This is a genomic window from Agrobacterium sp. RAC06 (assembly GCF_001713475.1).
Lineage (GTDB): Bacteria > Pseudomonadota > Alphaproteobacteria > Rhizobiales > Rhizobiaceae > Allorhizobium.
In genome coordinates this window covers 1,619,270-1,633,670 of record NZ_CP016499.1, presented here as the reverse complement: position 1 = coordinate 1,633,670, position 14,401 = coordinate 1,619,270, and the positions used below count along the sequence as shown (strand labels likewise).

The 14,401-nt window shown below is 63.4% G+C and carries 9 protein-coding genes; 5 read left to right on the top strand and 4 right to left on the bottom strand.

The features are described 5' to 3' along the window. Positions 1–41 precede the first annotated feature (41 nt). A complete protein-coding gene (locus BSY240_RS07935; protein WP_069041945.1) occupies positions 42–1,172 on the top strand; it encodes a site-specific DNA-methyltransferase in 1,131 nt (376 codons plus the stop codon). A 340-nt stretch (positions 1,173–1,512) separates the two neighbouring features. Further along, complete coding sequence (locus BSY240_RS07930) at positions 1,513–2,514, top strand: OmpA family protein (protein ID WP_069041944.1); 1,002 nt, start codon at positions 1,513–1,515, stop codon at positions 2,512–2,514. A gap of 51 nt (positions 2,515–2,565) precedes the next feature. On the opposite strand, the gene BSY240_RS07925 is transcribed toward BSY240_RS07930, so the two are convergent. Next, positions 2,566–3,177 (bottom strand): HAD family hydrolase, encoded by a 612-nt coding sequence (locus tag BSY240_RS07925; RefSeq protein ID WP_069041943.1) that lies wholly within the window; start codon positions 3,175–3,177, stop codon positions 2,566–2,568. 3 nt (positions 3,178–3,180) lie between these two features. Continuing rightward, a complete protein-coding gene (gene mutY, locus BSY240_RS07920; protein WP_069041942.1) occupies positions 3,181–4,287 on the bottom strand; it encodes an A/G-specific adenine glycosylase in 1,107 nt (368 codons plus the stop codon). 82 nt (positions 4,288–4,369) lie between these two features. Between mutY and BSY240_RS07915 the strand changes: the two genes are divergently transcribed. The 3 genes from BSY240_RS07915 (at position 4,370) to BSY240_RS07905 (ending at position 9,619) form a co-directional block, all read left to right on the top strand. Then, the gene (locus BSY240_RS07915; RefSeq protein WP_054149188.1) at positions 4,370–4,861 is read left to right on the top strand and encodes a DUF721 domain-containing protein; all 492 of its coding nucleotides are present in this window, start codon (positions 4,370–4,372) and stop codon (positions 4,859–4,861) included. A gap of 199 nt (positions 4,862–5,060) precedes the next feature. After that, complete coding sequence (locus BSY240_RS07910; RefSeq protein ID WP_171901558.1) at positions 5,061–7,331, top strand: SulP family inorganic anion transporter; 2,271 nt, start codon at positions 5,061–5,063, stop codon at positions 7,329–7,331. An 86-nt stretch (positions 7,332–7,417) separates the two neighbouring features. Further along, positions 7,418–9,619, top strand: a complete 2,202-nt coding sequence (locus BSY240_RS07905; RefSeq protein ID WP_171901557.1) for a SulP family inorganic anion transporter — start codon at positions 7,418–7,420, stop codon at positions 9,617–9,619. A 6-nt stretch (positions 9,620–9,625) separates the two neighbouring features. On the opposite strand, the gene BSY240_RS07900 is transcribed toward BSY240_RS07905, so the two are convergent. Beyond that, entirely contained in the window at positions 9,626–11,860 is a 2,235-nt protein-coding gene (locus tag BSY240_RS07900) for a CHASE2 domain-containing protein (RefSeq protein WP_083229591.1), read from the bottom strand. Then, on the bottom strand, positions 11,857–14,394 hold the full coding sequence (locus BSY240_RS07895; RefSeq protein WP_069041941.1) for a FecR domain-containing protein: 2,538 nt from the start codon (positions 14,392–14,394) through the stop codon (positions 11,857–11,859). Before BSY240_RS07895 ends, BSY240_RS07900 begins: the two co-directional genes overlap by 4 nt. Between the last annotated feature and the right edge of the window lie 7 nt (positions 14,395–14,401).

The window sequence follows — 14,401 nt, the reverse complement described above, 5'->3', positions numbered from 1 at the left end:
CCTCACATCCCGTGCTGCGTCAGCGTAAGAGTGAGTAACCGATGGCTTCTGTATTTCCGATTGCCGAACTCCGCCGTTCGTCCGACCCGCTGGCCTGGGTCGACAGCATCATCAAGGGCGATTGCGTTTCCGCCCTCGAAGCCCTTCCCGATAAATCCGTCGACGTCATCTTCGCCGATCCGCCGTACAATCTTCAGCTTGGCGGCGCTCTGCATCGTCCCGACCAGAGCCTCGTCGATGCCTGCGACGACGAATGGGACCAGTTCGCCTCGTTCGAAGCCTATGACGCCTTCACCCGCGCCTGGTTGCTCGCCTGCCGCCGCGTACTGAAGCCGACCGGCACGATCTGGGTCATCGGCAGCTATCACAACATCTTCCGTGTCGGCGCGACGCTGCAGGATCTCAACTTCTGGATCCTCAACGACATCGTCTGGCGCAAGACCAACCCGATGCCGAACTTCAAGGGCCGTCGTTTCCAGAACGCCCATGAGACGATGATCTGGGCCTCGCCCGATCCGAAGGCCAAGGGTTACACCTTCAATTACGATGCGCTGAAGGCCTCGAACGACGATGTCCAGATGCGCTCCGACTGGCTCTTCCCGATCTGCTCGGGTGGCGAGCGGCTGAAGGGCGATGACGGCAAGAAGGTCCATCCGACCCAGAAACCGGAAGCCCTTCTCGCCCGTGTCATCATGGCCTCGACCAAGCCGGGCGATATCGTGCTCGATCCCTTCTTCGGCTCCGGCACGACGGGTGCCGTTGCCAAGCGCCTCGGCCGTCATTTCGTCGGCATCGAGCGCGAGCAGGATTACATCGATGCAGCCTCTGCCCGCATCGCCGCCGTCGAGCCTTTGGGCAAGGTCGAGCTGACCGTCCTGACCGGCAAGAAGGCCGAGCCCCGCGTTGCCTTCAACGTTCTGCTGGAAGCCGGTCTCGTGAAGCCCGGCCAGATCCTGACCGATGCCAAGCGCCGCCACTCCGCCATCATCCGCGCCGATGGCACGCTGACGGCAAACGGCGAGGCCGGCTCCATCCACCGTGTTGGTGCCAAGGTGCAAGGGCTTGATGCCTGCAATGGCTGGACCTTCTGGCATACCGAAGAAAAGGGTGCCCTGAAGCCGATCGACGATTTGCGCTCGATCATCCGCAGCCGCATGGGCGGCCTGGAGTAAAAGCAACGGATCGGCGCCTGGATCGCGCCGATCCGATCTTCATATAGATTAGAATAACTTCACATTCTTGTGATCAGCTTCGAGCAAGTCGAAGCCTTTAATCGGGCTGAATTCGATCTCAAGGGATCGATCTGGCGCGGGCAGGGGTCCGCCAACTCCACCCGCGCCAGCGCCTTATTCGCCCCTCTGGTCGGGCGCTCACCCCAAAAGTCGACATTCGCACTCTCACGGTCCTAGAATCCGGAGAGAGTGACAGGAAACACTTGATCAGCGATCGCTATAGCGCCACGATCCTGACTGCCGGCAGGCCATTGGGGGAATGCCCGGAAAAAGGTGCTCCATGGCCCGGCATTCACTGAAATTCATCAGCATCGTCGCGTTTGTCCTTTTCGGCTTTGCCCGCACCAGTGCCGCCGAAACCTGTCCTGTCCTCGAAGGCTTTGCACCGCTCGATGCGCTGGCGGTCTATGACGGGGCCTGCCTTTATGGCGCCGAAGACGCAGGCTTTACCCGGTTCGAGCTGCCGGTCGGCCCGATGAAGGGCCGGACCGTGTCCGAGGTCAAGCCGATCGAGGGCCAGTTGCAGCGCCGCCTTTATGTGGCCCCTGAAGGCGCAAGCGCAGCCGATGTCTTTCTCAACTACCGCACGGCCCTGGTGGGGGCCGGCTTCTCCTCCCTGTTTGAATGTTCCGCGCGAACCTGTGGCAGCAACAATGCCCTGCTTGGCAAGCTCATCATCTATCCGCCGGAGCGGAAGCTGAAGAATCTGGGCAAGGCGTCGGAATTCGCGCTCTATATTGACGGCGACGAGCATTACATGGCCGCCGTTTCGGCAGATGGCGCGCGTCACGTGGCGCTCTATGTCGCGCAGAACCAGAAAGCGCCGCTTTCCGGCAATGCATCCGAGCGTGCCGCCGTGCATCTGGATCTCGTCACGTCTTCAGCCCTCGAAAGCCGCATGATCGATGCCGCAGCCATGGCCAAGGGTATTTCGGACGAGGGCCATATCGCGCTCGACAATGTCTATTTCGACTTCGGCACGGCAAACCTGTCGCCGGAAGCGGCACCCGCTATCGCCGAAATGGCAAAGCTCTTGACCTCCAACCCGGCGCTGCAGGTCTATATCGTCGGCCACACCGATTGGATCGGGGATGCCGAGACGAACCTGTCGCTGTCACAAAAGCGTGCGCAAGCGGTCATGGGAGCCCTGGTGTCGGCGGGCATCTCGAAAGAACGCCTCGCCGCTGCCGGAATGGGCATGCTCGCACCGCGCGCCAGTAACCAGACCGAGCCTGGCCGAGCCATGAACCGCCGCGTGGAGCTGGTTGAACGACCCGGTTGAGGGAACGCGGCCCGCATCAGCAGGCCGCCCGATATGCCTTCGTGTAAAAGATTAAAGGCTGATGCCCAGCCCCTGCAGATCCGCCTTCAGCGTCTCCGCCCCGGTAAAATGCACCGCGTGCCAACCGGCAGCCCGCGCGCCTTCGACATTCGCCAGACTGTCGTCGATGAAGACGGAATGCGCAGGAGACAGTCCGAAATTCGCGACATGCCGCTCGTAGATCGCGACGTCAGGCTTGATCAGCCCCACCTCGCCTGACACCGTCACGCCGCGCGGCAGGTTCAGGAAGGGATACATCTTGCGCGCTTCCGCAAATGTATCGGCGGCGAAATTGGTGAGCATCGTCACGTCCCGGCCCGAATCGATCAGCCCGGTCATGATGGAAACGCTGTCGTCATAGGCATGCGGCACCATCTCGGCCCAGTGCTTCCGGAAGGCGCGGATATGCGCTTCCTTCTCGGGAAACTGCTCGATCAGCAGCGCCTCGGCGTCGGCCCAGTTGCGGCCGCGATCCTGCTCGATGTTCCAGTCATGGGTACAGACCCGGGCGAAGAAATCCGCCCGTTCTGCTGGGTCCGGGATGATCCGCTGATACGGCAGGTTCGGATCGTAATGGATCAGCACCTTGCCGATGTCGAAAACGATATGGCGGATTTCGGTCATGTCTTAGCCCTTAGGAGTTGGAAAGGCGGTTGGAATAGCCGCCGCAATTGCCTTCTTCATGACAGTCGGCAGCGCTTGCCCATCAAGTTCGGTGACGGGCACCCAGAAACCGTGATTGACAGAGGGGCGGTCGATCGGGCCGACGCGGAAGATCGAGAGCCGAAGCTCGAAATGGGTGAAGACATGGGAGATCGCGCCCGCCGCCTGCCACTCGGCCGGGAAGGGGGCTGCCTCCGTCCCCGTTTCCCCGTCCTGCCGCGAGGTCCACTCGGTCGTCGGCACCTCCGTCATCCCCCCGAGCAGCCCGCTTTCCACCCGCTTGCGCAGCAGGATGTTGCCATCGCGATCAACAGCGATGAAGGCCGCCCCGAGCCGCACCGGTTTCGCCTTCTTTGCCGCCTTCACCGGAAAACGCTCCGGCTCGTCGGTGGCGAGCGCCAGACAGGCACCGTTGAACGGACAGAGCGCGCAGGCCGGCCGCTTCGGAGTGCAGATCGTGGCGCCGAGATCCATCATCGCCTGGGCAAAGTCCCCGGGCCGGTCGGTCGGCGTGAGTTCCGCGACCTTCGCCTTCATCTGCGGCTTCGATCCCGGAAGCGGCGCCTCGATGGCAAAAAGCCGTGAGATCACCCGCTCGACATTGCCGTCCATGACAGCGGATGGCCGGTTGAAGGCGATTGCCGCAACCGCAGCCGAGGTATAGTCGCCGATGCCGGGCAGTGCCCTTAAACCCTCTTCGGTATCGGGAAAGACGCCGCCATGATCGAAAGCCACGGCCTCTGCGCATTTCTTCAGATTGCGGGCGCGGGCGTAGTAGCCGAGCCCCGCCCAGGCCGCCATCACATCCTCGGTGGGCGCTTCTGCCAGATCCCTGACCGTCGGCCATCTCGCAATGAACTTGGCAAAATAGGCCTTCACCGCGGCAACCGTCGTCTGCTGCAGCATCACCTCCGACATCCAGATGTGATAGGGATCGGGTCTCACACCACGCTTCGCCGCAGCGGGCGAGATGCGCCAGGGAAGCTCGCGGTGATGCCGGTCATACCAGGCGAGAAGCATGGGAGCCGTCGGTCTTGTCGATGCTTTGCTGGGGAGTGTCACGCCGGTCATTTGCGAAGAGAGGGGAGGATGGCCTATATCTGACCAAAGCAGTCGCCCGTTCAAGGGCCGATGTGAAGGATCCCCAGAGGCCATGGCCACATTCAAGGGCGCAAACCAGATTTCCGAGATTGCCAACGGCATCGTCGACCCGGTGCTGGCAAGGCGTGCGGGCATCAACACGGCGCTGCTCGGCTCCTGGGAAGACATCGTTGGCGAAGGTTTTGCCGATTGTACCCGGCCCGAAAAGATCGCCTGGCCACGCCGCTCCGATCTGCCTGAGGATGGCGGCCATCGTCCAGGCGTGCTGACGGTTGCCTGCGAAGGCGCGCGTGCGCTCTTTCTCTCCCATGCCCAGGGCGAGCTGATCGCCCGCATCAACGGCTTCTTCGGCTATCCCGCGATCGGCCAGGTTCGCATCGTCCAGAAACCTGTTTCGGTGGCGATTACGAGACCCCGCATCCGCAAGCTGGAAGGTGAGAAGGCCCGCCGGCTCGAAGCGATGATGGACGGCATTGAAAACGAGAACCTGCGCCGCGCCGTCGAGCGTCTGGGCACCGCCGTCTTGCAGGCGAAACGCAAATAGCCACCGGCTCTCCCCACTGGCCCCGACCCGTTAAACCTGCGGGTTTTCCCCGTCGTACTCCGCCTTTCCTGCAGCTGATCCGGCCAAGTTTGGGCCGATCCGGATGGTCGCGTTGCCCGCCACGCCAGCGCCGTCTACCAGTCGGTGAGCCGGCATGTCGTCCCCGGCGGCGAATGCCTTTTCAAGAGCAGGAAAAGCCGTGAACATCCACAATCCAGCGCCCGCCCCGGATCGCAAGACCGCGGTCGATGTCGTCCCACGGCAGCGTGCATGGCGTTATCCTGTTCCGAGCGCGGCGAGGCGCTATGTCGCTCCCGTGCTGTTTGCACTGATCGCCGGCATCGATGGCCTCGGCACCAGCATCGCCTTCGCCGCGCTGATCTTTGCCGGGCCGCTGGCTGCCGGCTTCTCCATGGGCGTCGGCGTCATCCTCATGTCCAGCATCGTCATGGCGCTGTGGATTGCGCTGCGCAGCCGCTATCCCTCAAGCATCGGCCAGGTGCAGGAAGCGAGCATCGCCATCCTTGCGACCGCGATTGCAACTGCGACCCTGCAGCTCGAACTGGCCCCCGAGGAGGTCAAGGTCGCCACCGCCTTTGCCATTCTCGGATCGAGTGCCGTGGTCACCGGTGTGGTCTTCTGGCTCTTCGGCCTTGGCCGCTTCGGCCGGCTCGTGCGCTTCATGCCCTATCCGGTCGTCGCCGGTTTCCTCGCCGGCTCCGGCTGGCTGCTCATCCAGGGCGCGGTGATGATGATCATCGGCGACCGCAACCTCGTCGATCTTCTCGTCCGCCCCGAGGGGCAGCAGGCGGTCGCCAATCTCTATGTCGCCGTCGTCTTCGCCATCGTCATGGTCTTTGCCCTGCGCCGCTCGACGAGCCCTTTGACCATGCCGCTCGTCCTCCTTGGCGGCGGTCTTCTCTTCTATGGCATGCTCGCGGTGATCGGGGTCGACAGCGAGCAGGCGAGGGCAATGCAATGGCTGCCTGCCATGCCCTCAGGGCCGGGCTTTGCCCTCCCGCAACCGCTTGAAATCGTTTCTACTGCCAATTGGTCTGTTGTCCTGCAGGCTATGCCGGCGATCATTTCCGTCGCGCTGCTCGGCATGGTCGGGCTGCTTCTCAACACCAGCGGTCTCGAAGTTGCCACCCGCCAGGAGATCGACGCCGATGCCGAACTGCGCACGACCGGCATTGCCAATATCGTTGCCGGCGGCTTCGGCGGTGCGCCCGGCTTCACCGGCCTGTCGATGACACTGCTCGCAAACCGCATGGGGGCGAAGGCCCGTTCCGTCGGTATCGCGACTGCCCTGATGCTGGCGCTGATGCTGCCCTTTGCCGGCGAACTGGCCGGCGCCATGCCCACTTTCGTAGCAGCCGGTCTGATGATCGCACTCGGCGTCGAGCTGATCCAGGACTGGCTGTGGCGCACGCGCACCCAACTGCCGCGCATGGAGTGGCTGGTCGTCCTCGCCATTCCCCTCGGCATGGCAGCCTTCGGCTTCATGGGCGGCATGGCGCTTGGACTTGCGCTGTCCATCGCCAGCTTCGTCTACAACTATGCCCGTCTCTCGGTCATCCGCGTCAACGCTTCGCTACGCGAACGCAAGAGCAGCATCGACCGACCGCCGGCAGAAAACAGCCTGATCGAGCTGGAAGGCGAGCAGGTCCAGGTCCTTGAACTGCAGGAATTCCTGTTCTTCGGCACGGCAGAACAGATCATAGAGGCGATACGCCGCCGCCAGCAGGATCGCAGCCGCCTGTCGCTGCGCTTCGTCGTCATCGATTTCCGCCGCGTCAGCGGCATGGATGCGGCCGCTGCCGCCACCTTCGTGAAGATCCGCAACCTGCTGGCCGGAAGCGAGGTCGAGCTCGTCTTCAGCAGCCTCTCGCCCGAGATCGAGCAAGCCCTGGCCAGAAACGGCATCGATTTCGTCTCCGACCCTTCCGTCGGCCGGGAGCGTGACCTCGACCATGCCCTGGAACGCTGCGAGGAACGGCTGATCGCCGCCATCAGTCGCGAAGACACCTGGCAGGATATCGAGGACTATTTCGCCCAGACCATTGGTCCGAGCGCACGGCTGAAGGACCTGGTCGCCTCGATGGAGGAAATCCGCCTGCAGCCGGGCGACCGCTTCATCCGGGCGGGGGAACCGGGAGAGGATCTCTTCCTGCTCTGGACCGGCCGCGCCAAGGTCGAGGCCGTGCTCGCCAATGGCAAGCGCCTGCGTTTGAGAACCGTCAAGCCCGGCGTCGTGCTCGGCGAGATCGCCATCTATCGCGGTGGACCACGCACGGCAGATGTCGTGGCCGAAGTTCCCTCGACCGTCTATCGCCTGGCCCGGCGCCAGCTGCGTTATCTTGAACAGGCAGACCCCGAGCTGGCGCTTCTCGTCCACCGCCTCTGCGCAACCACGCTCGCCGAGCGGCTCACCATTGCCAACCGCGTGGTGCAGTCTCTGCACGAGTAAGGACGTCGACGCTCGTGATGCTACAGGACGCCTCGTATCCGCAAAAGCCGGACAGACTGCCGGCCGAGACTGCGCCGGAGAGATCCATGCGGCCTCGCATGGCGAGGCTCACCGGTCTCATTGCGCCGCTGCTGTTCGCGGTGATTGCCGGCATCGATGGCCTCGGTACAAGTATCGCCTTTGCCGCCCTCATCTTCACCGGCTCCGTTTCCACCGGCTTCGGCATGGGCGTCGGCGCAATCCTGATGTCCAGCGTCCTGCTCACGCTCGTCATCGCGCTCGGCAGTCGTTACCCGACGAGCATCGGCCAGGTGCGCAAGCCGAATGTCGCTATTCTGGCTGCCGCGATTGCAGCCGCACTGGCCTCTCCCTCGTTGATGGATGCGCCGGAAGATGTGCGCATCATGACCGCCTTCGCCGTCCTCGGCGCCAGTGCGGTCGCAACCGGTCTCGTCTTCGTGCTGTCGGGCGCATTCGGCTTCGGCAAGCTCGTCCGTTTCATGCCCTTCTCGGTCACTGCCGGGTTCCTGGCGGGGTCCGGATGCCTGATGATTCAGGGGGCCGTAAACATGCTTGTCGCGGGGTATCCGGTCATCGACTTGTTCACGACGGTGGATGGCCGTCAGGCGATCGCAAATCTGCACATTGCCCTGATCTTCGCTTTCATTTTAAACTTTGCGCTTCGCCGCTCTTCGAGCCCGCTGGTCGCCCCCGGCATCATGCTGGCGGCTGCAGTCCTCTTTTACCTGATGCTAATCGGCCTCGGCGTGGACGCTGAAACAGCGCGGAGCTTCCACTGGCTGCCCGCCCTGCCGGCTGAGGCCGGCCTCGAACTGCCGTCGCCCATCGCCATCTTCACGCATGCCGATTGGTCTGCCGTTATTCACGCAGCGCCCGCCATCGCTTCCGTCGTGCTTCTCAGTATGGTCGGGCTTCTTCTGAACACGAGTGGCCAGGAGGTCGCCACGCGACGCGAGATCGACGCCGATAGCGAATTGCGCACCACCGGGTTCGCCAATCTCTTGGTTGGCGGCTTCGGCGGCGCGCCGGGGTTCAGCAGCATGAGCATGACAATGCTTGCGACCCGCATGGGCGGTGTAAGCCGCCTTCCAGGCTTAGCAACCACGCTGGTACTGGTCTTGATGCTGCCCTTTGCCGGACAACTCGCCGGTGCCATGCCTACCTTCGTGGCTGCCGGCCTTATGATCACACTGGGCTATGACATGGCGGAGGAATGGCTCTGGGGAGCGCGCCGCCAACTTCCGCGCAACGAATGGCTGGTTATTCTCACCATTCCCTTCTGCATGCTGGTCTTCGGCTTCCTGACCGGCATGATGATAGGCCTTGCGCTCGCCATCCTGTCCTTCGTCTACAACTATGCGCGATTGTCGGTCATCCGCAGCGACACGTCCCTGCATGCTCGCCGCAGCAGCACGGATCGCCCGCCCGTCGAGACAAGCCATCTGGATGCGGTTGGTGATCAGGTCCAGGTGCTGGAGCTCCAGGAGTATCTGTTCTTCGGGACGGCGGAACAGGTGGTCGCGGCTGTGCGCCGGCGTTTGCAGGACCAGCATCGTCCCACGCTGCGCCATGCAATCGTCGACTTCCGCCGCGTCAGCGGCATGGACGCTGCGGCAGCCGCTGCTTTCGTCAAGATCCGCAACCTCTTGGCAGAAGCTGGCGCTGAATTGCTCCTCAGTGGTCTGTCATCCGAGAGCCAGGCTACGCTCCGCCGCAATGGTCTCGGCGAGCCACATGGCCCAGCCCTCCGTCTCGAGCCCGATCTTGATCATGCCATCGAATATTGCGAGCAAAATCTACTGCAAGACATCGCCCGCGAAGAGACCTGGCAGGATATCGAGGATTACTTTGCCCAGACCATTGGTCCGAGCGCACGGCTGAGGGACCTGGTCGCCTCGATGGAGGAAATCCGCCTCCAGCCAGGCGACCGCTTCATCCGGGCGGGGGAACCGGGGGAGGATCTCTTCCTGCTCTGGACCGGCCGCGCCAAGGTCGAGGCCGTGCTCGCCAACGGCAAGCGCCTGCGTTTGAGAACCGTCAAGCCCGGCGTCGTGCTCGGCGAGATCGCCATCTATCGCGGTGGCGCGCGCACGGCCGATGTCGTGGCGGAGGTGCCCTCGACCGTTTATCGCCTCGCCCGGCGCCAGCTGCGTTACCTCGAGCAGGCTGACCCCGAGCTCGCGCTTCTCGTCCACCGCCTCTGCGCAACCACGCTCGCCGAGCGGCTCACCATTGCCAACCGCGTGGTGCAGTCGCTGCACGAGTAAGGACCTTTACTTGCGGCTCGCGGTAAACACGCCATCCCAGTCTTCTGGAGCGGTTTCTGGTAGCATGGCGAGCCGCTCACTGTAGAGCCTGTGCGTGCCGGAGAGCGTGTTCTGCGGCAGTGTCAGGAGGTCTTTCAGCAGGTTGCGTGCAGTTCCGAGATCGCCCGCCTGCCAGGCAGCGATGAAAGCCGCGTGGGCTTGTAGCAGATCAGCCTGATCCGAGCTCTTCGCATCGGCGGCACCGAGCAGCGCATGCAGCGTCACCGGCGCCTGCCGCCCCACGACACGCACCCGGTCGACTTCGGCGAAGACCAGCCCTTTCGTCCGCGCTCTGACATCCTCCGTCACCAGGATCGAGACCTCGTAAAGCTTGGTCATGCCCTCGACGCGCGACGCAAGATTGACGCTGTCGCCGAGGCAGGAATAGCTGAAGCGTTGGTCGGAGCCGAGATTGCCGACACAGGCCATGCCGGAGTTGAGACCTATGCCGATCTTGAGGTTCATGCCGCTCTCGCGGTTGAGCCGGTCGAGGGCTGAGACCATGTCGAGCGCCGCCAGACACGCCTTCTGCGGATGCTCCGCAATGTCGAGCGGCGCGTTCCAGAAGGCCATGATCGCATCGCCGATATATTTGTCGATCGTCGCCTCGCGCTCCAAAAGCACGTCGGTCATGGGCGTCAGGAAGTTGTTGAGCAGCCCGGTGAGCTCGGTCGGCGTCAATTTTTCGGAGAGGCCGGTAAAGCCTCTGATGTCGGAAAAGAGAATCGTGAGTTCGCGGTCCTCGCCGCCCAGCGTAAGACCTTCTGGGTTTTCAGACAGGCGTTCGACCAGGGTCGGCGACAGATAGCGGCCGAAGCTTTCACGTACGAAGCGTTTCTCCCGATGGGTGAGCATCAGGAGCAGCGGCAACGCTGTCAGCAACACCGCGCCGAGGGCGAAAAGTGGTAGCAACGGATCGAAAAGCGTGAACGCCCGGGAAAAGGCAAGCCAGGATCCGCTGGCGACAAGTCCGGCCAGCAGCAGGCCCGTCACCACCGAAACGGCCGGCGCGGCTGTTGCAAGGACCGTCAGCAGGATCAGGCCGACGATAACAGCTGCCGCCCGTTCTGCCCCCATGATCCAGTCGGGCCGCTGAAGGAATACCCCGCTGGCGATCTGGTCGATGATCTCGGCATGCACCTTGACGCCCGGCATGGCGGGGTCGACCGGGGTCGCCACGATATCGCGCAGTCCCACCGCACTTGTGCCGACCAGCATGATGCGTCCCTGGATCAGCCCTGCCAATGTTTCGGCCTTCTCCGGATCGAAGAGATCGGCGGCGGAAATCACCGGCATGTTCGGAAGGCCGGAATAGTAGATCCAGATCTCGCCGTCGGCCGAGAGCGGCACATCGAGCGCACCGACCCTCAAGTCGGTGAAGGCCGAGCCGTCTTCCGCGCCTGCGGAGCGCAGGATGAAGGAGCCCTCCTCTTGTGCGATCCTCAGCGCCTCGATCGAAAGGGCCGGGTAGAGCCGGTCGCCGCTCATGGAGACGAGTGGAAAGGTGCGGATGATGTTGTCAGGCGTCGGCGGGAAGGAAAAATAGCCCATTGCGGTTGCGCGTTCGGTCAACGCGGAGAGGTTGGACAAGGCGCCTGAATAGGGTGTGAGCCGCGCCCGCGGATCAGGTCCGAGAAACGAGAACCCCGCCTTCGGCTCCGGTACCGGCGCGGTGGTCTCGTTGCTGAGCGCGATCCCGAGCGCCACGGCGTTCGAGGCGACCGCGTCGGCCAGCTGGGCGTCCGGGTCCGGCAGGTCGGCGCCGATGTCGATGGCGATCCCCTGGCGCCGCATCGCCTCGACGAGCCGCGCCGGTGCCGTCCGGTCCGGCTCGGAAAACACGATGTCGAAGCCGATGGCTGCCGCGCCAAGACCGCTTGCCTTGGTCACCATCTCGGCCACAGTGCCGCGCGACCAGGGCCATTGTCCGAGCTTGCCGATCGACACTTCGTCGATGTCGATGACCGCAACCGGTGGATCAGTCGCGTCACGCGGTTTCATCACCTGATAGGTGTCGAAGACCAGCGCCGTGAGCCGAAAGGCCTGGGAGGAGAAAGCTGCGTGGCCGAGAATGACCATCATGAGCGCTGCAAGGCCGACCAGCACGACGCCGAACTTGCGGCGCTGCGAGGAAGACAGGCGGCGTGATGTCGGCCGCCCTTGTCTCTGTTCGGGGCGCAGGCCTCCGGCTGCCTTGGTCACGGAACGACGCCTGTCGTGCTGCCTGCGAAGATCCCGGTCGACTCCCAGCTGCCGTCCGTTACCGTGAAGTTGCCCATGATGCCCTTGACGGGATCGGTGCCGTTGGCGGCGAAGGCGCCGGTGACGCTGCCCGAGGCAACGCCGCTCGTCACGTTGCCGCTGAAAGTCGCCGCGCCGCTGCCGAAGTTCACCCCGGCGCTGAAGCTCTTGCTGTCATAGTTGGACACAGAAACTGTCCCTGACCGCGCGCCGAAATCCATCGTCGAGGTCATTGTCCCCGTAGCGATATATTGGGCGCTGCCATTGACGACCGTCCCTACGGCATTGCCGTTATAGGTGGCGGTGCCGGAGGTCGGCAAGGCGCTGTTCTCAGGCTGTTTGCCGATGATCCAGTTGCCGAGATGGACCGTGTAGTTGACTTCGCCATAGACATTGCGACCCCACCAGCCCCAGGTCATGAATTCACAGGCATTGCAGATTGTGGAGCTGGTACTGTTGTTGAAGATCTTCGCCGGCACCACGGCAGACGACACCATATAGGCGCCGTCCTTTGAATTGGTTCCGGCAATCACTTGGTCGGACAAATAGGATCGGTCGGCTTCTCCGTAGAATTCGGCGAAGTAGCTGCCGCCGCCCGTGCTGATGCCCCCGGTGAATGTGCCCGCAGCATTGTCGAAGTTGAGGCTGAAGCTGCCGCGCGTCAGATTGTTGCTGCCCCACTGCCGGATCACGGCGGAGGAGAAGCCGTCAACATTCCCGCTGAATGTGCGACTGCCTGAAACAGTTGCCGTGTCGTCACGGCTCGCAACATGTACCTGCTCGTAGCCCTGAAAAGCGGGAGCAGGATCGCCGAATTCTGTTGCGCCGATCGATCCCGACCCGATCACCAGATACTCGCCGTTTGAACCGAGGAAGTGATCCTTCCCGGCGGTCGAGCCAATACTCCCGGCCTGACCCTGGCTGTTCTCGGCGAGCTCGATTGCATTGGTGCGGATCGATCCCGCTGTCGAAGCAACGAGGCCATATCCCCCGCCGGACAAGGACTCGACGCTACCGCTAAAGACATTGATGGCACTCTGCTGGCCGGCTCCAGTGCCGCTGATGACGAGCGATGCCTGTAGCGCACGTCCTATGACGCCGTCACTGGTATCCGACACTCCGCTTATGAGAAGATCGCTCACCACGGCTGCGTCGCTGCCCGCGTCGAAACTGCCGGTGAACGGGATCGTTGTGCCACTGCCATTCGTCAGCGCAGCAAGCAGATCCGGTTCCAGCACATAGGACAGGATTTCCCCGGTCGAGAGTGTTACCCGTGCATCGGCAGGCGTGCCGCCGATGACGTAGAAGGCCTTGGGATCGTCGTTGCCGGCCGTCAGCATATAGGTGAAGAAACCACCGCTTCCGGTATAGGCCGTACCGCTCACGGCTGTGCCGTTGACCGCGGCCGAAACGTTGCGCTCGGTGAAGACGCTGGTCGCGCTCAGCGCCGGCAGGGTGAAGCTGTTGTTGTCACCATCGGTCCCGCTCAGTGTCCCGTCAGCGTTGCGGGTGAGTGTCCCGCGCGATGCAGTAAGCCTCGGCCCACTGGAGCCAATGCCTCCGGAATTTTCCTTCGGCGAGAGCACGGAAACCGCAGTCTCCGCATTGTCGGTACCACCGCCGCCGTTACCATTATCGTTGCTGCCCGGCACCTGCGGCCTTGTCCCCACATCCCGCTGCGACGCACTCGCCACCTCTTCGACCGGTGTCGTCACGATCGGGCGCGGTGTTGGCACGGGGATGGCGTTATCCGAAGGCAACTGGGCAGAATTGCTCTCGGCAACCGGGCTGCTGGCCACTGTCTGCTCCGTCGGCGCATTGCTCGCGCCACCGCTCTGGCCAGGCCGGCCGGCGAGCACCTGCTGCAGCCCGCTCACCCATTGCGGCGGGGTGCGCTGGACGCGCGGCTGTCCGTCGCCGGCAACGATGGAGAAGCCCTGTTTGAACAGCCGCTGCGGCGCGCCATTGCCGGTGAGCTGCACTTCCTTGCCATAGACCAGCGTCATGTGCGGTGGCAGGGGCTGGTCGTCGGACGTCTGGCCGCTGAGGTTGATGTCGACCACCGCGCCACGGATGCCGGCCGTACCGATCGGCGTCTTGATCGTTACATTGCCGCTCGCCTTCGATGCCTTGCCGCCGATGAAGCGCAGCGCCCCCTTGCTCATGGTCGCCGCCAGCGCAGCCGTGTTCTTCTCCGGATCATAGACGAAGCTGTCGATCACCACGGACGAGTTCGGACCGACCGTGAACGAGGTGCCGTCGGCCAGCAGGATCTGCACAAGGCCGGCACCACTCGTCTCGATGCGGTGATTGCGGATCACGGGGTCGCCGAGCGAGATCAGGCGCGTCTTGCCAGCGCGGTCGATGGTGCTTGCATCGGGATTGACCGCCGCGGTGACGCCAGCGACATCGGTCTCTGCGCTGACGGGAAACGCCACGACAACGAAGAGTGCCGCGGATGCGGCCAGCAGGGCATGACGGGTGTTTGGCTTCATCGTGATG

Excerpts from the sequence above, each read along its gene's own strand:
- BSY240_RS07935 (WP_069041945.1), top strand. The coding sequence starts at position 42 with ATGGCTTCTGTATTTCCGATTGCCGAACTCCGCCGTTCGTCCGACCCG.
- BSY240_RS07930 (WP_069041944.1), top strand. The coding sequence starts at position 1,513 with ATGGCCCGGCATTCACTGAAATTCATCAGCATCGTCGCGTTTGTCCTT.
- BSY240_RS07925 (WP_069041943.1), bottom strand. The coding sequence starts at position 3,177 with ATGACCGAAATCCGCCATATCGTTTTCGACATCGGCAAGGTGCTGATC.
- mutY (WP_069041942.1), bottom strand. The coding sequence starts at position 4,287 with ATGACCGGCGTGACACTCCCCAGCAAAGCATCGACAAGACCGACGGCT.
- BSY240_RS07915 (WP_054149188.1), top strand. The coding sequence starts at position 4,370 with ATGGCCACATTCAAGGGCGCAAACCAGATTTCCGAGATTGCCAACGGC.
- BSY240_RS07905 (WP_171901557.1), top strand. The coding sequence starts at position 7,418 with ATGCGGCCTCGCATGGCGAGGCTCACCGGTCTCATTGCGCCGCTGCTG.
- BSY240_RS07895 (WP_069041941.1), bottom strand. The coding sequence starts at position 14,394 with ATGAAGCCAAACACCCGTCATGCCCTGCTGGCCGCATCCGCGGCACTC.